General features: G+C 40.5%; 18 protein-coding genes and 1 pseudogene. 11 read left to right on the forward strand and 8 right to left on the reverse strand.

Features of this window, described 5'->3' with window-relative positions:
* The first annotated feature begins 27 nt into the window (after positions 1–27).
* Entirely contained in the window at positions 28–1,245 is a 1,218-nt protein-coding gene (locus tag FY049_RS08800; RefSeq protein ID WP_004721468.1) for a CaiB/BaiF CoA transferase family protein, read from the forward strand.
* Between the two features lie 191 nt (positions 1,246–1,436).
* Positions 1,437–2,282 carry an IclR family transcriptional regulator gene (locus tag FY049_RS08805; RefSeq protein WP_446083548.1) on the forward strand — a complete coding sequence of 282 codons (846 nt, stop codon included), beginning with the start codon at positions 1,437–1,439 and terminating at the stop codon, positions 2,280–2,282.
* 95 nt (positions 2,283–2,377) lie between these two features.
* On the opposite strand, the pseudogene FY049_RS08810 reads toward FY049_RS08805, so the two are convergent.
* Positions 2,378–2,503: pseudogene (locus FY049_RS08810) on the reverse strand (enoyl-CoA hydratase); the annotation flags it as partial.
* Positions 2,504–2,553: 50 nt separating this feature from the next.
* Between FY049_RS08810 and FY049_RS08815 the strand changes: the two are divergent.
* Positions 2,554–3,525 (forward strand): NAD(P)H-dependent flavin oxidoreductase, encoded by a 972-nt coding sequence (locus tag FY049_RS08815; RefSeq protein ID WP_004721466.1) that lies wholly within the window; start codon positions 2,554–2,556, stop codon positions 3,523–3,525.
* 63 nt (positions 3,526–3,588) lie between these two features.
* On the opposite strand, the gene FY049_RS08820 is transcribed toward FY049_RS08815, so the two are convergent.
* The 6 genes from FY049_RS08820 to FY049_RS08845 all read right to left on the reverse strand — a co-directional run bounded on the left by FY049_RS08820 (position 3,589) and on the right by FY049_RS08845 (position 10,229).
* Entirely contained in the window at positions 3,589–4,764 is a 1,176-nt protein-coding gene (locus FY049_RS08820) for an MFS transporter (RefSeq protein WP_419304782.1), read from the reverse strand.
* A gap of 89 nt (positions 4,765–4,853) precedes the next feature.
* Positions 4,854–5,696, reverse strand: a complete 843-nt coding sequence (locus FY049_RS08825; protein ID WP_004721464.1) for an IclR family transcriptional regulator — start codon at positions 5,694–5,696, stop codon at positions 4,854–4,856.
* 121 nt (positions 5,697–5,817) lie between these two features.
* Positions 5,818–7,023, reverse strand: coding sequence for a 3-oxoadipyl-CoA thiolase (locus FY049_RS08830; protein WP_056512953.1), 1,206 nt, complete (start codon positions 7,021–7,023; stop codon positions 5,818–5,820).
* Between the two features lie 14 nt (positions 7,024–7,037).
* Positions 7,038–8,561 (reverse strand): 3-hydroxyacyl-CoA dehydrogenase, encoded by a 1,524-nt coding sequence (locus FY049_RS08835; RefSeq protein ID WP_419304785.1) that lies wholly within the window; start codon positions 8,559–8,561, stop codon positions 7,038–7,040.
* Positions 8,562–8,649: 88 nt separating this feature from the next.
* Positions 8,650–9,411, reverse strand: a complete 762-nt coding sequence (locus FY049_RS08840; protein ID WP_446083549.1) for an SDR family oxidoreductase — start codon at positions 9,409–9,411, stop codon at positions 8,650–8,652.
* Between the two features lie 29 nt (positions 9,412–9,440).
* Positions 9,441–10,229, reverse strand: coding sequence for an enoyl-CoA hydratase (locus FY049_RS08845; protein WP_446083550.1), 789 nt, complete (start codon positions 10,227–10,229; stop codon positions 9,441–9,443).
* A gap of 312 nt (positions 10,230–10,541) precedes the next feature.
* Here FY049_RS08845 and FY049_RS08850 point away from each other — a divergent pair, with 312 nt between their 5' ends.
* From FY049_RS08850 to FY049_RS08875, 6 genes are read left to right on the forward strand one after another with little or no spacing between them, the layout of a single operon-like run.
* Complete coding sequence (locus FY049_RS08850) at positions 10,542–11,696, forward strand: acyl-CoA dehydrogenase family protein (protein ID WP_446083551.1); 1,155 nt, start codon at positions 10,542–10,544, stop codon at positions 11,694–11,696.
* 57 nt (positions 11,697–11,753) lie between these two features.
* Positions 11,754–13,049: an MFS transporter gene (locus FY049_RS08855; protein ID WP_446083552.1), complete on the forward strand. Its 1,296-nt coding sequence runs from the start codon at positions 11,754–11,756 to the stop codon at positions 13,047–13,049.
* A 47-nt stretch (positions 13,050–13,096) separates the two neighbouring features.
* Entirely contained in the window at positions 13,097–13,765 is a 669-nt protein-coding gene (locus FY049_RS08860) for a 3-oxoacid CoA-transferase subunit A (protein ID WP_004721455.1), read from the forward strand.
* On the forward strand, positions 13,765–14,418 hold the full coding sequence (locus tag FY049_RS08865) for a 3-oxoacid CoA-transferase subunit B (protein WP_034614881.1): 654 nt from the start codon (positions 13,765–13,767) through the stop codon (positions 14,416–14,418). The genes FY049_RS08860 and FY049_RS08865 overlap by 1 nt, the downstream gene beginning before the upstream one ends.
* A gap of 41 nt (positions 14,419–14,459) precedes the next feature.
* Entirely contained in the window at positions 14,460–15,776 is a 1,317-nt protein-coding gene (gene dcaP / locus FY049_RS08870; protein WP_262781824.1) for an outer membrane trimeric porin-like protein DcaP, read from the forward strand.
* 18 nt (positions 15,777–15,794) lie between these two features.
* Positions 15,795–17,003 carry an MFS transporter gene (locus FY049_RS08875; protein ID WP_446083553.1) on the forward strand — a complete coding sequence of 403 codons (1,209 nt, stop codon included), beginning with the start codon at positions 15,795–15,797 and terminating at the stop codon, positions 17,001–17,003.
* A gap of 350 nt (positions 17,004–17,353) precedes the next feature.
* Here FY049_RS08875 and FY049_RS08880 read toward each other — a convergent pair whose 3' ends face one another.
* Entirely contained in the window at positions 17,354–17,788 is a 435-nt protein-coding gene (locus FY049_RS08880; protein ID WP_004721448.1) for a PaaI family thioesterase, read from the reverse strand.
* A 329-nt stretch (positions 17,789–18,117) separates the two neighbouring features.
* Here FY049_RS08880 and FY049_RS08885 point away from each other — a divergent pair, with 329 nt between their 5' ends.
* Positions 18,118–19,920 (forward strand): acyl-CoA dehydrogenase C-terminal domain-containing protein, encoded by a 1,803-nt coding sequence (locus tag FY049_RS08885; protein WP_446083554.1) that lies wholly within the window; start codon positions 18,118–18,120, stop codon positions 19,918–19,920.
* A gap of 40 nt (positions 19,921–19,960) precedes the next feature.
* Entirely contained in the window at positions 19,961–20,749 is a 789-nt protein-coding gene (locus FY049_RS08890; protein WP_446083555.1) for an enoyl-CoA hydratase-related protein, read from the forward strand.
* Positions 20,750–21,247: the final 498 nt, after the last annotated feature.

Below are 21,247 nucleotides of genomic sequence, written 5' to 3' on the forward strand. Positions count from 1 at the left end.
AATTAATCAAAGGTTAGTGGAATAAACATGGGTGCTTTAAATGGAATTCGTGTACTTGACTTAAGTCGAGTACTGGCTGGACCGTGGTGTGGACAGATTCTTGCCGATTTAGGCGCAGAAGTGATTAAGGTTGAAAGACCGAAACTAGGTGATGATACGCGTTCTTGGGGACCACCTTGGATGAAAGATGACGCCGGACAAGAGACACGAGAAGCCGCTTATTATCAGTCGACCAATCGTAATAAACTTTCTGTTGCAATTGATATTGCAAATCCTGAAGGGCAGGCGCTCATCAAAGCACTTATTCAAGATACCGATGTGGTCATTGAAAACTACAAAGCTGGTTCTTTGAAAAAATATGGCTTGGATTATGCTTCTTTATCAGAAATTAATCCTAAACTGGTTTATTGCTCGATTACGGGTTTTGGTCAAAATGGACCGAGAGCAGAAGAACCTGGCTATGATTTTATCATTCAAGGAATGGGTGGACTGATGTCCATCACGGGTGAAAAAGATGATTTACCCGGTGGTGGTCCGCAAAAAGTAGGTGTCGCATTTTCAGACTTATCAACGGGATTATATTCAACCATTGCCATACAAGCGGCTTTGCTCAATCGTCATATGACGGGTTTAGGGCAACATATAGATATGGCTTTACTTGATGTGCAAATTGCCACAATGGCAAATCAAGGAATGAATTATCTTTCATCTGGAAAAGTGCCGGTACGTTATGGCAATGCACATGCCAATATTGTGCCTTATCAATTATTTAAAGCCGCTGATCGAGAGTTTATCATTGCTTGTGGTAATGACACCCAGTTTATTCAACTGTGCAGAAGTATTGGTTTGCCAGAGTTACCCAATGATGTTCGATTTACCCGTAATGCAGATCGTGTTAAGCATCGTGATGAAGTAATAGAAATTTTATCAAAGCATTTTTTAAGCAAGACTGCCGATGAGTGGGTGAGTGCAATTTATGCTGCTAAAGTGCCTGTTGGTGTGATTAATAATCTAGAGCAAGCTTTTAATGAACCTCAAGTAATTGCGCGAGAGATGCTGGTAGAAATGCAACATCCTCAACGTGAAAAACTTACTGTAGTCGGTTCTCCGATTAAGCTTTCACGTACACCTGTAGAGTATAGAAATGCGCCTCCTTTATTAGGCGAACATACTCAAACAATCTTAGGCCGTATTATTTCTCCTGCTAAACTTGATGAGTTAAAAGCCAAAGGCGTGATAGGATAGTTTTTAAATAGATGATGTGAGCAGTCTAAAGCCATTTTTTTTCAATAAAATAAGCAAATTTAGACTTTTCACATCGAGATGGATGCATCGTTTTATTTTCAAAGTGAATCAGATGATTGCTTTTTGCTATTTATAGAAAAAATAGATTATAATTTTCGCAGTGCGAAACAAATATGTGAATTGGTATAACCATGAATGATGCCGTAGATGCAGAACAAACAGAAAAATTATTAGCGCCTTTGAGGCATGAGTTATTGCATCCGATTGAAGATATGCAAGATGAAAATGATCGTCAATTTATTACAGCTTTAGGACGTGGTTTAGAACTCTTACGTTGCTTTACCCCAAAACATCAGCATTTGGGTAATCAAGAGTTATCACAAATGACGGGTTTGCCTAAACCGACCATTACCCGTTTAACACACACATTGTCACGTTTGGGCTATATCAAGCAGGTCCCAAATTCAAGCAAATTTCAACTTTCAGTTGGGGTTTTGGCGTTTGGTTACTCCATGCTTTCTAATGTGTCTATCCGTAATATTGCACATCCCTATATGAAAAACTTAGCGGATTATGCAGGTGCTGCTGTGGCAATGGCAACGCGTGATCGTCTAAATATGATTTATTTGGATGTGGTACAAGGCAAGGGCAATATGACCATGCGTCGTCAAGTCGGTACTTATTTACCGATTCATTTAAGTTCAATGGGACGTGCATGCCTGGCTGCAATGGCTGAAGATGAAAGAGAGTTTTTACTTGATGCAATCCGTAGCAAACATAAAGAAGATTGGATCAAGATCAACCGTGATTTAGATAAGGCATTTAAAGATTATCAAGATTTTGGTTATTGTTTTTCAATTGGTGAATGGCATAAAGATGTCAATTCAGTGGCAGTCCCTTTGATTCATGAACAACATGGTCTACTGGTATTTAACTGCGGTGGACCAAGCTTTATTATGAACCGAGAAAAACTTGAAGAGGATATTGCACCGCGGCTTCTCCACATGGTGAATAATATCCGTACTGAAATTAGTTAATTTTATTGCTTTAAAACTGAAAGGCCAGCAACGATCTGCATTGTTGGCCTTTTTAATATGATGCATGTTAATAAGATGCATGTTAAAAAGTTTGCTTACGGAAAATGGGTGTTTTTTTTCATCAAGGTACTCAGAGCTTGTTTAAATTCGTCACCTTGCAAACAAAGTGAGAATACAGTGGACTCATGATCGATCAGATTTAATAAATCATCGATAAGCATAGGATGCTAAGAAATGAGCCTCTAAATATAAAATAGTGAGTGGAAAGAATATGAAAACCAAAATTACAGAATTATTTGAAATTGAACATCCGATTATTCAAGGCGGTATGCATTATGTCGGTTTTGCCGAGCTGGCTGCTGCAGTTTCAAATGCGGGTGGGTTAGGCATTATTACCGGTTTAACCCAGCGAACACCTGAAAATCTAGCAAAAGAAATTGCCCGATGTCGAGAAATGACCGATAAGCCTTTTGGTGTCAATCTAACTTTCTTACCCACAGTCAATACACCTGATTATCCGGGTTTTGTCGAGGCAATTATTAAGGGTGGGGTAAAAGTTGTAGAAACAGCAGGTCGTAATCCTGAACAGGTCATGCCTTATTTAAAGGCCGCTGGAATTAAAGTGATTCATAAATGTACTTCGGTTCGGCATAGTCTAAAAGCTCAAAAAATTGGATGTGATGCTGTTTCTGTCGATGGTTTTGAGTGTGGTGGGCACCCCGGTGAAGATGATGTACCGAATATGATTTTATTGCCTTTAGCTGCCGATACCTTAGAAATTCCATTTGTTGCATCAGGTGGTATGGCTGATGGACGCTCACTTGCTGCCGCTTTAGCCATGGGGGCGGATGGTATTAATATGGGAACACGTTTTATTGCAACTCAAGAAGCGCCAGTACATGCAAATGTGAAACAGGCGATCCTGAATGCTACGGAAAGAGATACCCGTTTAATTATGCGCGCTTTGCGTAATACTGAGCGCGTTATGAATAATGCAGCTGTAGAAAAAATTGTAGCCAAAGAAAAAGCACTTGGTGACCAGATTAAATTTGAAGATATCATTGAAGAAGTTGCAGGTGTTTATCCTAAAGTGATGATCGATGGTGATGTCAATGCTGGGGCGTGGTCATGTGGTTTGGTTGCCAGTCTGATCCATGACATTCCGACATGTGATGAACTGGTCAACCGTATTGTAAAAGATGCAGAAGACATTATTCGTGGACGTTTATTCGGGCTTTTATAAACATCTATTTGAGTTCAGCTTTATCTCGATGATGAAAGACTGCTTTTAAAGATCAGCACAACACTATGAATTGTGCTGATTTTTAGCATCTGCAAGACAATAATATAGACACAGCAGGGCAAAAACTAAGCCCAAGATACATACACCTGTCCAGCCAAAATGTTTCCATGCATAGCTTCCACTCGTGGTCCCTAAAGCACCACCAGCGAAATAACCTGTCATATAGATGGCATTGAAACGTGAACGCAATTGTTGGTTAAGCTTAAAGACAATACTCTGATTGGTGACATGAACAGCCGAGAGCGAAGCATAAAGGATAAGTAAGGCAATGATATAAAAGATAAAATGATAAGAAAGCAACAAAAACAATAGCCAACTTAAAATCAGACCGATACCACAACATATCGAAATTTTATGAATATAGCCTTGATCAATAAATTTACCTGAAAAATTGGCAACGAATGTCCCTAAAACACCGACAAACCCAAATAAGCCAATCGTAAAATCACTGAAAAAATAAGGCGCAGGAGCTAAGAGTAAAGACATGGTGGTAAAGGTTAAGCTTACACAGGCAAAGGTTAATCCACCAATATAGGTTCTGATTCTTAGGCGACGATTTTGAATAAAGATTTGCGGCAGTGAGTGAATTGTTTTGAGATAATTTTCAGATTTGGTTGGAGGAAATAAGCCAATATTACGGTACAAAATAATCGCAATGAGCAATAATAAAAAACCGCTGAGCAGATAAATAACATTCCAAGCAAAAAGCGTCGACATCATCCCTGATAATGAGCGTGCCAATAAGACACCCATCATTAACCCACTCAGTAAAAAACCAACAACACGACCACTATGTTGAATTGGAACCAGACTGGCAGCCAGTGGTAACAACAGTTGGGCTGAACTAGAAAATAACCCTGTAATGATGGTACCGAACATTAACAGATAAATATTCTGGGAAAAACCACTAATAATTAGCCCAATTGAGGCAAGCAGCATAAATATAAACAACAACTTACGCTTTTCGAGAATATCCCCTAAAGGCATTAAAAACAGCAGACCTGCTGCATAGGTGATTTGCGCTAAAGTAGGCACCCATGCTGTGGTGGTATCTGCTAAATTTAAACTTAGACTAATGGAATGAATCAGTGGTTGGCTAAAATAATTCCCACCAGTACAGATGCCTGCTGCAACTGCCATTAAAATAATGGTTGGGGTATAGAGAGTGTTTTTCATCATGCCTATGGTTTGTCATTATGAAATCGGAACTTTTAATCCACACAACCATGTATCTGCTGATTTTACGCATCTGATTTTAAACATGGTTGTTAAGGCGTTTCACTCAAAGCATCTTGAATGTTGTGCACCATATGGATTAAACGGGGACCAATTTCACCTTCAAGTTTTTCAGGGTTTAAATGAAAACTTGGTGCACCGCAGTTAAACACATAAAGACCATGTTTGGAGCTGACTAAAGGTACAGCAACAGAGTTTACTTCTTTATGCCATTCACCTAAAGAAAGGCAATATCCGTAATCTTGATAATCTCGGAAAGCTCGTTCTAAAGAACGTTTAATTGCAGGCCAGTTTTCAGCATTTTTTTGTTTAAGCGCATCCAGTAAAAAGTTACGCTCACGTTCAGGTGTAGCCGCCAAGCAAGCTCGACCCATGGAACTGCTGTGAATGGGTAGGGTTGAGCCGATGGGACGGCGCATATTTAAAGCAGTTTCGATCTGAACCACATCGATATAGACCATATTTAAACGATCACGGGTTGCCATCGCAACAGGTGCTTGTACATATTGGCTCATTTCTTCCATATAGCGATGTGCAATATTACGGATAGAAATATTGGACAAGGCTGCATAGCCTAAAGATAAAACACCGATATCCAAGGTATATTTGGTGGAGTTCGGTAGTTGTTTTAAATAGCCTAATGACACTAAGGTATTGGTTATCCGCGCAATGGTTGGTTTTGGTAAACCCGTCATTTTTGCCAGTTCTTGGTTACCCAAGACTTGATTGTTGGCAGAAAAACAACGTAATAGCTCTAAACCACGTGCTAAAGAAGCGATAAATTGGGGGTTATTTTCCCGATGAATATGTGAAATAGGATCAAGACGTATCTCATCAAAATTTATAGGTTGTTCAGTTTCTGAATTCTGAGACATTCAATACTCAAATATAATAAAGCAACAGTTTGGCTATTATATTTCGCTCTGCAAAATAAATCCATTCATCACTGCGCTGTTGTGATGAATGGATACTCGGTTAGTGATTAAACAGTCAATGCTATGACACGTTTTCAATCACCATAGCTAAGCCTTGTCCTACGCCGATACATAAGCTAACGACAGCATATTTCTTATTGCGGCGGATCAGCTCACGCGAAACTGTCAGTGCAAGACGTGCACCAGAAGCCCCAAGTGGGTGGCCAATGGCAATTGCACCACCATTTGGGTTGACACGCGGATCATTAAAATCAACATCTAAACCTTTTAAGCAAGATAATACTTGTGAAGCAAAAGCTTCATTGATTTCAATGATATCCATATCATCTAAAGTTAGCCCTGCACGTGCAACGGCTTTTTTGATTGCTTCGATTGGGCCAGCACCCATAATACGAGGTTCAATACCTGCTGCTGCTGCTGACAAGATTTTTGCCATTGGCTTTAAGCCATATTTTTGGCCCGCTGCTTCGGAACCGATGAGCAATGCAGCAGCACCATCGTTAATACCCGATGCATTTCCAGCAGTGACGACACCACCTTCAAATAATGGTTTTAATTTGGTTAAGGCTTCAACAGTTGAGCTTGGGCGAGGGTGCTCATCTTCAGAAACCAGTTTTGGTGGTAACTTTTTGCCTTGAAAGACTTCAATTGGGGTAATTTCACCAGTAAAAAAGCCGTCTTGTTTGGCTGTTTGATACTTGGCTTGTGATTGGGCAGCAAATAAATCTGCCTGTTCACGGGTAATGCCAAACTCAACTGCGACATTGTCACCAGTTTCAGGCATTGAGTGACCACCGTATTGTGCAATCAGTTTTTTGTTTGGAAAGCGTGAGCCAATTGTGGTGTCGTAAATTTTGGCCTCACGGCTATAGGCAGTTTCAGCTTTACCCATCACAAATGGAGCACGTGACATGCTTTCTACACCACCTGCAATATACAAGTCGCCTTCGCCACAGGTAATGGCACGTGCAGAGTCAATCACAGCACCCAAACCACTTGCACATAAACGGTTTACAGTTTGGCCGGGAACAGTCACAGGTAAGCCCGCGATTAATAGGGCATTTCTGGCAACATTACGACTGTCTTCACCACCTTGGTTGGTATCGCCTAAAATAACATCTTCAATCGCTGCGCCCGGAACCCCAGTTTTTTCAAGGAGCTTTTGCAAAACTGCCGCAGCTAAATCATCTGGACGTACTGAAGCAAGCTCACCTGCATGACGACCAATCGGGCTACGTAAACCATCATAAATATAGGCATTTAACATTGAGAAGTTCCTTTTCAAAATCCAGAATTAAAAGTAAGCGGTAAATTTAATGCGACACGACGTTGTAACCATGGGCTAGGGCGATAACGTGGGTCGTAGGTCAGTGTTGAGATACGATTGAGAATGAGTAAGATTTTTTGGCTACCGATATGATCACCCCATTCAATAGGGCCAAAGGGATAGCCTAAACCTAAACGGACTGCGGCATTGATATCATCGACACTAGCAATATTTTGTTGTGCAATATCACAACCTAAATTAATCACCATGGCTAAAACACGTTGTGCCACGAAGCCAATACTTTCAGCGATCATGCTGACCATAGCACCATCTAAATTAAACATAGAGTGGGCTGCTTGACGATACTCAGTGCTTGTCGCCAGTGACGGCATTAACGTTCTATGTTTGCTTATGCCATATAGCATATCTATGCCAACAGCTTGTTGTGGATTGACTTTTAAACGTGTCGCTGCTTGGGTGGTATCTTCACCGTAGCAAGCGAGTAAACATAAACTCTCAGGTAATGGTTCTAAACCTGTATCTAAGACAATATTTTGCTGGATTAAATAATCTTCCAGTTGTTGTTTATCTTCAGCAAAATCAGCTGCAATCCAAACTTTTGGATAGTCTGTTAAACGCTCAACAAACTGTGCGGGTTTTTCACCTGTTTTTGTGCCTGTTTCATAGTGGTAAAAGCCTTGATTAACTTTACGCCCAAGTTGTTTGGCTTCAAGCATTTGTTTGGTCAATGGATTGGGCTTGTAACGGGCTTCTTCATAGTATTGATGATAAATCGACTCCATTACAGGATGTGATACATCCAGTCCTGTTAAATCCATGAGTTCGAATGGTCCCATTCTAAAACCAACACCATCTCTTAAAATGCGGTCAATTTCACTGATGTCACAGACGTTTTCATTTAAGATTTTTAACGCTTCGGTGCCATAGGCGCGCCCCGCATGATTAATAATAAATCCTGGGGTATCTTTGGCAACAACAGGTCGATGACCAAATGCACGTGATAGCTCATTTAATGCATCTACAATACGTGGATCCGTTTTTAATCCTTGGATCACTTCCACAACTTTCATCAGTGGTACTGGATTAAAAAAATGGAAACCGACTACACGTTGTGGTTTTTTACAGTTTGCTGCAATGGCTGTGATTGAAAGCGATGAAGTATTTGAGGCTAAAATAGTGGTGTCTGAAACGATCTCTTCGAGTTGTTGCATCAACGCTTGTTTGATATCTAAACGCTCAATAATCGCTTCCACAATCAAGTCGCAGGCTTTTAAATCTTCAAGTTGCGCTGCAACGATCAAATGTTTGTTGGCATTTTCCGCCTGTTCAGCGCTGATTTTATTTTTATCGACCAGCTTTTGAAAAGTTGCTGCCAGCTTTTCTTTGGCCTGTAGCGCAGCACCTTCTTTGGTGTCATATAAATAGGTGGTATGACCTGATTGTGCGGCAATTTGAGCAATACCGCTGCCCATAATACCAACACCAATTACAGCCATGCTTTGAATATCATAAGTCATGTCGATCATCCTGATAACTGATCCAGATTAAACGAAAAATTAGAGACGGAAAAAATAGAAACGAAAGAAACCAGTACAGTTTGGTGGGTTAACTCAGACATTGTTTATCACCATCAATCGGTAAAATTTGTCCAGAAATAGAGCAACTGCTTTCCGAGGCTAAAAATATACACAAATCGGCAATATGCTTTGGATTGACAAAATATTTGAGCGATTGATTTTTAAGTGCATTTTGCGTAACGGCATCCAAAGAAGTTTGAGCGATATCTGCACGCGCTTGTAACACCCGTTGAACACGTTCCCCATCCACTGCACCTGGAAGTATGGCATTGACTCGAATATTGTCTGCACCAAGTTCCATCGACAATGTTTTGGTAAAACCAATCAATCCCCATTTAGAGGTCGCGTAAGCCAAACGATATGGATAGCCCAAACGTCCAGCGATCGATGACATATTGATAATGACACCTGCTTCCGACTGTTTTAAAAAGGGGATAGCGAGTTGGGTGATCGCAAAGGTACTATTTAAATTAAGGTTTAATACAGCACTCCAATCGGCAAAACTCAATTCTTCTGCTGCGATGGTTGGGCCAGAAATCCCTGTATTATTGACCAGAACATCAATATGCCCCAGTTTGCTGATGGCATCACTAAACATAGATTTGATTTCATCATGGTTAGATAAATCACATGCATAAATATGTAGTGCAGGATAGGCCTTTTGGAATTGCGCTAAGCTTTCTGCATTGATATCACAAACGAAAACTTCATCGTGATGTGCTAAGAATGCTTCTGCAATACATCGTCCAATTCCTGAACCGCCTGCACTAATCAATACTTTTCTAGCCATTTCTATTCCATTGTTGTTATCGATTAAACTTATTTGCCTTGATATGATGGTTTACGCTTTTCAATAAATGCTTGAATACCTTCATTTTTATCTTCGGTCGAAAACAACAATTGAAATGATTTACGCTCCAATGCCAAACCTGCATTTAATGGAACATCTTCGCTCATTAATGCAACTTCTTTGATTTGTTGTAAGGCAATTGGTGGCATTTTTGTCAGATTTTGCGCCATTTGAATAGCGGTTGAGATAGTCTGGTCATCTTCAGTAACTTGGGAAACCAGTCCAATGCTATATGCTTCTTCTGCTTTGACCATTACACCCGTCATGATCATACGCATCGCGTGGAATTTACCCACTGCACGGAAGAGACGTTGGGTTCCACCAGCGCCAGGCATTAAACCGACTTTAATTTCAGGTTGACCAAAAGTTGCGCCTTTACCCGCAATAATAATGTCGCTATGCATGGCAAGTTCACAACCGCCACCCAGTGCATAACCATTTACAGCAGCAATCACGGGTTTAGGGCATTGCGCAATTGCATTCCAATAACGTTCTGTATGACGTAGCAACATTTCTGTAGAGGTTGCGCTTGCCATTTCTTTTAAGTCTGCCCCTGCGGCAAAAACTTCTTCACCACCTGTAAGCACAATGGCATGGATCTGGTCATTAAAACTTAACTCAGTAAACACTTGAGCCAGTTGCTGACGTACCTGTGTATTTAAGGCATTTTTAGCCTCTGGACGATTAATCTTCACGATCGCTACTTTCTGAACAGAATAGTCAACTTCAATGAAACTGTTCCCTGTTATTTCACTCATTTTTTGATTCCTTGTTTCGCAGATCAAAACTATGTTTCTTTAATAATGCGTGTTTTGAAATTTATTTCAAGTAGTTTTTACTCCTCTTGACACTTTATCGTCAGCATATTTTTCTAAGTGATTGATATTTAATATTGGTATATCGTAAAATTTCGCTTAATGAAATTAATTTTCAAAAAAGCTTGAAATTTGTGTTTTTAATCTCGTACTATGAAACACATTCGCAGTAAACAAGATTTAAAACAGGGTATCCATTACCCAGCTGGAATAGCTGATGGATGCAATGAAGCTACAAAAGAAGGGAGATCATAGATGATCCGTGATGAAGGAATGTTGCAACAGTTGCTCACAACAATTCGTGACTTTGTAAAAAATGAATTGATTCCACGTGAACATGAGGTTGCCGAGCAGGACAAAATTCCTGAGGATATCGTGCAACAAATGCGTGAATTAGGTTTGTTTGGGTTAACCATTCCAGAAGAATATGGTGGATTGGGAATTACCATGGAAGAGGAGGTGAATGTTGCATTTGAACTTGGACAAACTTCACCAGCATTCCGTTCACTGATTGGTACCAACAATGGTATTGGTTCAAGTGCGATTTTGATTGATGGCACAGAAAAACAAAAACAAAAATATCTTCCTCGTTATGCCAGCGGTGAAATTATTGGTTCATTTTGCTTAACCGAACCTGAGGCAGGTTCAGATGCCGCCTCTTTAAAAACCAGTGCGGTCAAGGATGGTGATTTTTACGTTTTAAATGGTACCAAACGCTTTATTACCAATGCACCACATGCTGCTACTTTTACCGTGATGGCGCGGACCAATCCTGATATTAAAGGCGCAAGTGGTATTTCTGCATTTTTAGTTGAAGCCAATACGCCTGGGATTAGTTTGGGAAAAATCGATCAAAAGATGGGACAAAAGGGTTCTCATACTTGTGATGTGATTTTTGAAAACTGCCGCGTTCCAGCATCAGCACTGATTGGTGGGATTGAAGGTATTGGTTTTAAAACAGCCATGAAGGTTTTAGATAAAGGTCGTTTACATATTGGTGCATATAGCGTCGGTGTGGCTGAACGGATGTTAAATGACGCACTTCACTATGCCATTGAGCGTAAGCAATTTGGTCAGCCGATTGCTAATTTTCAATTGATCCAAGCCATGCTTGCAGACTCAAAAGCTGAGATTTACGCGGCAAAATGTATGGTGCTCGATGCTGCGCGTCGCCGTGATAATGGTGAAAACATTAGTACAGAAGCATCTTGTTCAAAAATGTTTGCCACTGAAATGTGTGGTCGGGTTGCAGATCGCTGCGTACAAATTCACGGTGGTGCTGGTTATATCAGTGAATATGCCATTGAACGTTTTTATCGTGATGTGCGTTTGTTCCGTTTATATGAAGGAACCACGCAAGTTCAACAATTGATTATCGCAAAAAACATGATTAGGGATGCTACAGCCTAATAACAATTAGATGCCATGAGGCAGGGGATGCCTCATATTCCTTCTGAGGATATGGACATGACAACGGAAACAGTTACACAAAATAATTGCGGTAATAATGGTGCTGGAGAGGTGATTCAGACACCCAAAAAGATTTGGATTACGGCCTTTATCTTTGCATTTTTTACTTTGCTTTGTGATGGCGCAGATTTAGGCTTTTTAGCGTTAAGTTTGACCAGTTTAAAGGCTGAGTTTCATCTGAGCGGTGTACAAGCAGGAACATTGGGCAGTTTGACACTGTTAGGTTCCGCTGTGGGTGGTTTAGTCGGTGGATGGGCTTGTGATCGCTTTGGCCGAGTACGCGTGATTGTATTCTTTATTGCTTTTTCTTCTGTTCTGACCTGTGCATTGGGTTTTACCCATTCATATATGCAATTTGCGATTTTAAGAACAGTCGGTGCAATGGGCTTAGGCGCACTTTATATTGCCTGTAATATTTTAATGTCTGAAATGGTGCCGACCAAACATCGTTCTACAGTGTTGGCAACACTGATGACGGGCTATACCTTGGGGTCTTTACTTGCGACTTTATTGGCAGGTCATATTATTCCTGAACATGGCTGGCGTTTCCTATATTGGCTTGCAATTACCCCGATTATTTTATCAGTACTGATGCATTTTATCGTACCTGAGCCTGAGTCATGGAAAAAAGCACGCCAATTAAAAGTCATTGCAACGCCACAAAATGCACAGCCTGTTAAACGTCAGAATCCGTATTGGGAAATTTTGAAAGATAAGAAACATGGCACCATGTTTGTGCTGTGGATTTTGAGTACTGGTGCTTTGCAATTTGGTTATTACGGGGTGAGTAACTGGCTGCCGGCTTATTTGGAATCTGATCTAGGAATCAAGTTTAAAGAAATGGCGATGTATATGGTCGGCACTTTCTTAATCATGATGTTTGCCAAAATTATTGCTGGAATTATTGCGGATAAATTGGGTCGCCGCGCTGTATTTGCATTCGGCACAATTGGCACAGCTCTATTTATTCCCGTGATTGTTTACCTTAACACGCCTGCCAATATTTTATGGCTCATGCTGTTCTTTGGTTTTCTATACGGCATACCGTATGCAATCAATGCCACGTATATGACTGAAAGTTTTCCAACCTCAATTCGAGGCTCGGCAGTCGGCGGTGCGTATAACATCGGTAAAGTACTTTCAATTTTCTCTCCATTAACCATCGGTTATTTATCACAACATGGTTCGATTGGTTTAGGACTGTTGGTGATGGCTGGGGCGTACTTTATTTGCGGTGTAATTCCACTGTTATTTATTAAAGACCGACTATTTAACCCGCAAAAGGCAGAGTGACAATTTGACCTGTCACGTCAATTTAAGGATGAAAAGGGACAAGCGAAATGATAAATAAAATCACCAGTGACATTGAACCGATTTTAAAGGCAATTCCTGATGGCGCAACCATCATGACCAGTGGTTTTGGTGTGACAGGTCAGCCTGCGGAACTGATTGAAGCCTTAATCGATTTAGGTAAAAAAGAGCTGACCATTGTCAATAACAATGCTGCCTCTGGTGATCGTGGTTTGACCAAGCTGATCATTGCAGGTTGTGTCAGAAAAATGATCAGTTCATTTCCAAAGTCAGCGGGTTCGACCGTATTTCAAGACTTATATCGTGCAGGAAAGATTGAATTAGAACTGGTTCCACAGGGCAACTTAGCCTGTCGTATTCAAGCGGCAGGTGCAGGTCTAGGTGCAATATTTACACCGACAGGCTATGGCACAAAAGTCGCAGAAGGCAAAGAAACCAGAACCATTAATGGTCGAAACTATGTACTTGAGTATCCGCTTGAAGCTGACTTTGCTTTGATTTATGCCGATCAAGCCGATCGTTGGGGGAATTTGACCTATCGTAAGGCAGCACGGAACTTTGGCCCGATTATGGCAAAAGCGGCAAAAACAACCATTGTTCAAGTGAATCATACGGTAGATCTAGGAAGCCTTGATCCTGAGTGCATTATCACACCTGGGATTTTTGTACAGCATGTTGTCAAAGTAGGAGATATCTAATGTCAGTTCAAAAACGTTCTCGTGAAGATATCGCTCAGTTGATTGCTCAGGATATTCCCGAAGGAGCTTATGTCAATTTAGGTATTGGTTTACCCACCAACGTTGCGAAGTATTTACCTCAAGACAAAGAAATCTTTCTGCACTCAGAAAATGGGGTTTTGGCCTTTGGCCCACCACCCAAAGCAGGTGAAGAAGATGAGGACTTGGTCAATGCTGGAAAGGAGTTAGTGACTTTACTGGATGGTGGTTGCTTTATGCATCACGGAGATTCATTTGACATTATGCGTGGTGGGCATCTGGATATCTGTGTGATTGGTGCTTTTCAGGTTGCAGTGAATGGCGATTTAGCCAATTGGCATACTGGCAAAGCTGATGATGTTCCCGCTGTAGGTGGTGCAATGGATTTAGCGGTGGGAGCCAAGTCAATTTATGTCTATATGGAGCATGTCACCAAAAAGGGCGAAGCTAAAATTGTTGATGCATTGAGTTATCCCATTACAGGCGAGCAGTGTGTAGATCGTATTTATACCGATTTATGCATTATTGAATTAAAAGATCACAAAGCCTATGTCACTGAAATGGTTTCGGGACTAAGTTTTGATGAATTACAGGCAGTAACGGGCTGCCCGTTGATAGATGCACGAGACGCTTAGTTTATAAGCGTAGGAAAAAAAGCTTCTTTAAGGATTAAAAGATGAAAAAATTAATTTTAGCTACAGCTTGCGCTGTGGCTTCAGGGACTATTTTTGCAAATTCACCAGTGACAGCAGAACAACGGATTAATCTGTTAGAGACAGAGCTGCAAAAACTCAAAGCAGAACTCGAAGCTCAAAAGCTGTCACAAAATAATTTGCAGGTCAAACAAGCAAAAATTGAAGAAAATGTAGAAAAAAATAAAGCACTTGAAACCGCGAAACCAATTGCACCTTCGTGGGTGACTTGGACAGACAATGTTAAAGTCTATGGAATTGCCCGACTTGATGCTGCAGTTGATTTTAAGTCCTCACCAGATTCGGGAGGAAGAACCACCAATAGCATAAACCGTACTCCGTTTGAAAGTGACAAACGTTCCGATCATGCCCGCTCAGATGCCATGATCAATGCCAGTCGAATCGGGGTGTATTTCAACAGTCCAGATAAGGCTGTAACAGGAAATATTGAAGCCGATTTCTTTGACAGTGCCAACATGGGTACAGGCGATGGTAAATTCCGTATTCGTCATGCTTTCTTTACTTATAAAGATTGGACTTTCGGTCAAACATGGTCTTTGATGTCCAATATGGAAACACGTACAGAGTCCGTCGATTATACTCAGTTTATGGGAACCTCTTATACCCGTACACCTCAAGTGCGCTATGACTGGAAGATAAATGGCAAGAGTGATTTAAAAGTCGCATTGGAATACACTGGATCTCGGGTTTCAGCATTCCCGACATTGACAGGTCGATATACGGTAAAAGAAGGTGCCTTAACGGCTTTGGCTCAAGGTTTTGTCAATGAAAAATCAGTAGATGTTGCGAAAGATACGGTTAAAAAAGTCAGTTGGGGCGCGGGTGCTGGTTTAAAATACCAACTAAGCCCAGCGCAATCTGTACAGGCGAATTATCAATATATCGTGGGTGATCAAAAATTCATGCCATATACCACACAAACTGGCCTGACAAATGCAACCAGTTTAAATGCGGCAGGTGATTTTTCTTTAAATGCGCAAAAAACAGATTTAGAGATGAATAAACTCAATAGCTTAAATATTGGCTATTCATATAAATTTAATCCGCAATGGCGTGCAAATTTATCTGCATCGATTTTTGATTTTGATGATGATTCAGCCTATGCAAAACTCAATCCTGACGCAAATAAGCGTTTAACGGATTATGCTGCCAATCTGTTTTATTCACCTGCTGAGCAAATTGATATTGGTATGGAATATCATCAAGGTAAGCGTGAAGTGTTTGATGGAAGAACAGCAGATGTTTCCCGCATTAACTTTGTGTCGATGTACAAATTCTAAAATAAGGTGAGCTGCGCAATGGAAAAAATAGTTCAACCTGACACAACGCATATCTTGTCAAAAAGTTTTATTTTCATCATGGCAATGGCATGTGGGATTTGTGCGGGTTCGAACTATTATAACCAGCCTTTGATTTATTCCATTGCCGAGGCATTACAGGTCAATGCAGAGCAAGTCGCTTTAACAATTGTGATCGGCCAACTCTCTTATGCCGTTGGTCTGTTTATCTTGGTGCCGCTCGGTGATTTTTTTGAAAAGCGTAGCTATATTTGTTTGTTGATGTGCTGCACAGGTTTCGCCCAGATCGGACTTTCTTTAAGTCAAAGTTTGCCCGTATTGTATGGTTTTACCTTTTTAGCCACCTTCTTTTCGATTACGACACAAGTCTTGGTGCCATTTGCTGCTGGTTTGGCGAGCCCTCAAAAAAGCCCGCAAATTGTCGGAACACTGATGAGTGGCTTGTTTTTAGGCATTCTCTTGGCCAGATCAATCGCAGGCTTACTTTCGACCGTTTGGTCATGGCATGCGGTGTATTTACTCAGTGGTATGGTGATTTTAGCTTTTGCAGTAGTGATGTGGCTTAAATTACCCGTTGCTCGAAAATCTCATCAATTAACAGTGCTGCAAATTTATCGTTCATTGTTTACATTGGCCGTTGATCAGCCACATTTAATCCGCCGCGGTCTGGCAGGTGGGATCGGCTTCGGTATATTGGCGTTGATCTTTACCACCATGACTTTTATTCTTGCCAATGCGCCTTATCATTTCAATGATTTCCAAATTGGTTTATTTGGCATAGTTGGTTTGGCGGGTGTGTTTGCAACTCCTTGGGCGGGAAAACAAATTGCCAAAGGATTGGAAAATAAAGTTGCACTGATTTGTATGTGGTTATTGGTACTGGCATGGATTCCACTGTTTTTTGCCCAACAGTCTTTGCTGGCTTATGCAGGAGGTGTGATTTTGGCTTATTTTGGTTTATCGGCCTTTCATGTACTTAACCAAAATCTGGTCTATCGAATTTCAGCACAAGCACGTTCTCGAATTAATTCTATTTATATGACATTGTATTTTGGTGGTGCTGCGTTGGGTTCTTTGGTTGCGGTCTACACGTGGAAACATTGGGGATGGAGTGTCTGTGTGGCTGTGGGTTTAGCCATGGCAATTCTAAGTTTTATAATTGACCGAATAGATTTTTATGTCATGAAGAAAACAGTGATAAAAGAATAGGGGCTGTTGACAATTCGTCTACGTTTGCGACTACGTGTGTTTTTTAGGCGATACGAGGCGCGAAATACGAAATTTAGTCATTCTAAATGATGAGAAACAACGTTTCGCAAGGTAACACGTAGCGGCAAAAAACACACTAGTCCCCCGCTGCGCCTTGCGCTGCAAACAAAGCAGTGCTTTGTTCTTGCTCAGGGTTGTGGCTAAAATTATCTCAGCCTTCGTTATGAAACTCGAAAATAGTCTCGCTATTCTCTTCGTTTCCTGCCTTGCCTGCTCAATTTTAGCCTACAACGCAAGCCATTTATGAAATGTCAACAGACCCTAAGTCGTAAAAGGGCTTAGTCTTTTTATTATTTTCGTATGATCATCAGTGTTGCCGTCGCAAACGCATAAATTTTGCCATTTTCATCCACAATTTTACCTTCTGTGGTAATGATATTACGTCCAGCATTAATCAGTTCAGCTTGTGCGTAGTAGGCGGTATCGATCTGCATTGGGCGAATCATTTTCACATTGAGATCAATCGTGCCATAACCCATACCATGTTCCAGCAAGGTATGTGCTGCACTTCCCGTTGCAGTATCTAAAGCAGTCGCACAAAAACCGCCATGGATTGTTCCTTGTATATTTCGATGCGCTTGACTTGGCGTAACCTTATACGTCGCTTTGCCTTTAGAAACTTCGATTAACTGCATAGGAATGGTTTGCGCCATGGGCGACGCTGAAATTTCACCATTTTTTAAAGCAGTTAAGAATTCAAGACCTGTGTATTGAGGGTTATCCATAAATCATCCTTGGAGTGTTAAGCGATCTAATTACCATACTATAAAATTTAATTTTACGAAATAATATTTTGCTATACAAAATTATTTTTTAATCAAATATTATACTTGAATTTCGATTTATTTAAATATTATTGTTCAAATACAGCTTATTGTGTCGGTTTGTTATATTTTTGGCGGTATTTTTGAATAAATCTATCTAATAAAAATGAAAATAAATTTTGCAATAAGAAATTTATTTGATATTTTTAAGCAATCGTAAAATAAAATTGTCATCTAAGGGAAATCATCTCTATCTGCATCATCGGCAGAAGAACTGAAAGGGAAACACTATGCCTTTATACAAAGCACCACTGCGTGATATGCAATTTGTATTGCATGAAATGCTGCAAACAGAAGAAAACTACCAAAAACTACCCAAATATCAGGAAACGGTTAGTCGTGAATTGATCAATCAATATTTAGATGCCGCCGCAGACTTTTGTGAAAATGAGCTTGCACCCATCAATCAAAATGGTGATCAGGAAGGTTGTCATTTAAATCAGGGTGTTGTTACAACCCCAGCGGGATTTAAACAGGCTTATCATAAATATACTGAATTGGGTTTTACCTCACTGACGGCGGATCCTGAGTATGGCGGTCAAGGCCTACCTACTTTATTGCGTATTGCAATCTCAGAAATGCTGTGTGGTTCTAACTGGGCTTGGGCAATGTATCCAGGTTTATCGCATGGCGCAATGCGCACCATTGAACATCATGGTACAGCAGAACAAAAGCAACAATTTTTAAGCAAACTGATTAGTGGCGTGTGGACAGGGACAATGTGTCTAACTGAGTCACATGCAGGTTCAGATTTAGGTTTGATCCGCACCAAGGCCGAACCAAACCCAGATGGAAGTTATGCAATAACTGGTGAAAAAATCTTCATTTCTGCTGGGGAGCATGATCTGTCAGAAAATATTATTCATATTGTTTTAGCCCGATTACCACAAGCACCAGCGGGGACCAAAGGGATTTCACTGTTTATCGTGCCTAAATTTAACCTCGATGATGCAGGTGATTGCCAAGATCGCAATAATGTTATCTGTAGTGCGATTGAACACAAGATGGGGATTCATGGCAATGCAACCTGTGTTTTAAATTTTGATGGGGCCAAGGGCTATTTAATTGGCCCTGAAAACCGTGGGCTAAATTGTATGTTTACCTTTATGAACACAGCACGTATTGGAACAGCTGTACAAGGGTTGGCTGCTTCGGAGATTTCATTTCAAGGTGCGCTGAGTTATGCCAAAGAACGTTTGGCGATGCGTGCTTTATCAGGTGCAAAATATCCAGATAAAAATGCTGATCCGATTATTGTGCATCCAGCTGTGCGTTCGATGTTAATGACGCAAAAAGCCTTTTCTGAAGGTGGTCGCGCATTGGCATATTTTCTGGCTCAGCATGTTGATATTGTTGAAACATCCAATGATCCTGAACAACAGAAAATCTCAGATGAATTGTTGGCATTTTTAACCCCGATTGCCAAAGCTTTTTTAACTGAATCAGGCAATGAAGCGGCAAAACACGGCGTACAAATTTTTGGTGGGCATGGATTTATTGTTGAACATGGCATGGAGCAAATTGTTCGTGATGCCCGTATCTCAACCTTGTATGAGGGAACTACAGAGATTCAGTCTGTAGATTTGCTGGCACGTAAGGTGCTCAAGTCGGATGGCAAACTATTAAAAAATATGACTGATTTAATAGAACAGTTTATTACAGCGAACCAATCAAATACCGTATTGGCAGCTTATCTGGAAAAACTGGCGGAACTCAAGCAACAGTGGTTATCAATCACAGACAGTGTTACCAAAAATGCACAGCAAAACCCAGAAGAAATTGGCGCTGTTTCAGTTGATTATCTGTATTTCTCTAGCTATGTCGTGTTTGCTTATCTTTGGGCACGTATGGCACAAGTAGCAGATGAAAAGTTAAGTCAAGCAACGCAGGACGAAAAATTTTATCAGGCTAAATTAACCACAGCGAAATTTTTCTTTCAAAAATTATTACATCGTACCCAAAGTCATGCAGCTGCTATTGCATCGGGCGCTGAAGCGGTAATGGAACTAGAACAAGATGACTTTGCTTTTTAAGCAGGGTCAGGAAGTTTTGTATTTAAATGAGTAAAAATAAATGGATTTTCAACATATTTTGATTCGTCAGGAAAATCGGGTGGGCTATTTAACCTTAAACCGTCCCGAGGTGCTTAACAGTTTTAATGAGCAAATGCATCGTGAAATTGCTGCAATTTTAGACCTGTGGGCGGTTTCTACTGAGATTAAAGCCATTGTAATCTCTGGTTCAGGTAAGGGCTTCTGTGCGGGTCAGGATTTAAGAGCGAGAAATAAAGAGGTGATAAGCGCAGCTGATTATGATGCAGGTGCTGCCTTAGAAAAATTTTATAATCCGTTAGTCGTTAAAATTTCCAATATGGCTAAACCTGTTATGGCTGCGGTCAATGGCGTAGCGGCTGGTGCAGGGGCGAACTTGGCTTTGGCTTGCGATATTGTTGTGGCCAAACAATCTGCTACGTTTATACAATCTTTTTGCAAAGTCGGTTTAATCCCAGATGCAGGTGGGACGTGGAATTTGCCACATCTGGTGGGGCTAGCCCGAGCCAAAGGTTTGACCATGTTCGGGGATAAGCTATCTGCTCAGAAAGCTTTGAGTTGGGGGCTTATTTGGGAGGTCTATGAAGATGATGGTTTTGATCAGGGCGTGATTGAATTGGCGGAACGTTTGGCAGAGCAACCAAGCAGTTCGATTTCGCTAATTAAAAAGGCCTTAAATACTGCCTCGCAAAATACTTTGGCTGAACAGTTACAGTTGGAACGAGAGTTACAGCGTATTGCTGGACAATCAGACAATTATAAAGAGGGCATTGCGGCTTTTATCGAAAAAAGGAAAGCTAATTTTAATTGATCAAATCTATGCCTAATCATGTTTAACCAGTAAAAGTTAACTCAAAAAGCACTCTCTTTGGAGAGTGCTTTATAATAAGTAATCACTAGTTTTGATCGTTGTTTACATGATGGTTTTTAACCTTAGTAAGCTAAATAGAGCTTTTATTTTTTATATATGAAGTAAGTTGCGAGAAGAGAAGGAATACCAAAATTAAGTAAAAATATTAAGAATTCTTCTTTAACCGCATATCCTGCTTGTATGCCCATATACATATTCCAGCTCATTGCTACAAACCAAATCAAGATGAACAGAATAAAAAATAATGTTGGACTAAAGCGACCACGTAATATTCGACTTATAAAAAGAATTGCAAGGAGTAGCATTATACCGATGAGAATCGTATAGAAAGTTCGCATATTGGGTCACCATTTGAATTAGAGATTATTTATATTTTCATTCATCATATCGAAGTTGCTTTACCACATTTGTTTTAACTTTATTTTATTGTTGAGCATA

The organism is Acinetobacter sp. 1125_18A (assembly GCF_052824985.1).

Excerpts from the sequence above, each read along its gene's own strand:
- FY049_RS08880 (WP_004721448.1), bottom strand. The coding sequence starts at position 17,788 with ATGGATAACCCTCAATACACAGGTCTTGAATTCTTAACTGCTTTAAAA.
- FY049_RS08885 (WP_446083554.1), top strand. The coding sequence starts at position 18,118 with ATGCCTTTATACAAAGCACCACTGCGTGATATGCAATTTGTATTGCAT.
- FY049_RS08800 (WP_004721468.1), top strand. The coding sequence starts at position 28 with ATGGGTGCTTTAAATGGAATTCGTGTACTTGACTTAAGTCGAGTACTG.
- FY049_RS08855 (WP_446083552.1), top strand. The coding sequence starts at position 11,754 with ATGACAACGGAAACAGTTACACAAAATAATTGCGGTAATAATGGTGCT.
- FY049_RS08890 (WP_446083555.1), top strand. The coding sequence starts at position 19,961 with ATGGATTTTCAACATATTTTGATTCGTCAGGAAAATCGGGTGGGCTAT.
- FY049_RS08840 (WP_446083549.1), bottom strand. The coding sequence starts at position 9,411 with ATGGCTAGAAAAGTATTGATTAGTGCAGGCGGTTCAGGAATTGGACGA.
- FY049_RS08860 (WP_004721455.1), top strand. The coding sequence starts at position 13,097 with ATGATAAATAAAATCACCAGTGACATTGAACCGATTTTAAAGGCAATT.
- FY049_RS08850 (WP_446083551.1), top strand. The coding sequence starts at position 10,542 with ATGATCCGTGATGAAGGAATGTTGCAACAGTTGCTCACAACAATTCGT.
- dcaP (WP_262781824.1), top strand. The coding sequence starts at position 14,460 with ATGAAAAAATTAATTTTAGCTACAGCTTGCGCTGTGGCTTCAGGGACT.
- FY049_RS08815 (WP_004721466.1), top strand. The coding sequence starts at position 2,554 with ATGAAAACCAAAATTACAGAATTATTTGAAATTGAACATCCGATTATT.
- FY049_RS08830 (WP_056512953.1), bottom strand. The coding sequence starts at position 7,023 with ATGTTAAATGCCTATATTTATGATGGTTTACGTAGCCCGATTGGTCGT.
- FY049_RS08825 (WP_004721464.1), bottom strand. The coding sequence starts at position 5,696 with ATGTCTCAGAATTCAGAAACTGAACAACCTATAAATTTTGATGAGATA.
- FY049_RS08805 (WP_446083548.1), top strand. The coding sequence starts at position 1,437 with ATGAATGATGCCGTAGATGCAGAACAAACAGAAAAATTATTAGCGCCT.
- FY049_RS08835 (WP_419304785.1), bottom strand. The coding sequence starts at position 8,561 with ATGACTTATGATATTCAAAGCATGGCTGTAATTGGTGTTGGTATTATG.
- FY049_RS08875 (WP_446083553.1), top strand. The coding sequence starts at position 15,795 with ATGGAAAAAATAGTTCAACCTGACACAACGCATATCTTGTCAAAAAGT.
- FY049_RS08820 (WP_419304782.1), bottom strand. The coding sequence starts at position 4,764 with ATGATGAAAAACACTCTCTATACCCCAACCATTATTTTAATGGCAGTT.
- FY049_RS08865 (WP_034614881.1), top strand. The coding sequence starts at position 13,765 with ATGTCAGTTCAAAAACGTTCTCGTGAAGATATCGCTCAGTTGATTGCT.
- FY049_RS08845 (WP_446083550.1), bottom strand. The coding sequence starts at position 10,229 with ATGAGTGAAATAACAGGGAACAGTTTCATTGAAGTTGACTATTCTGTT.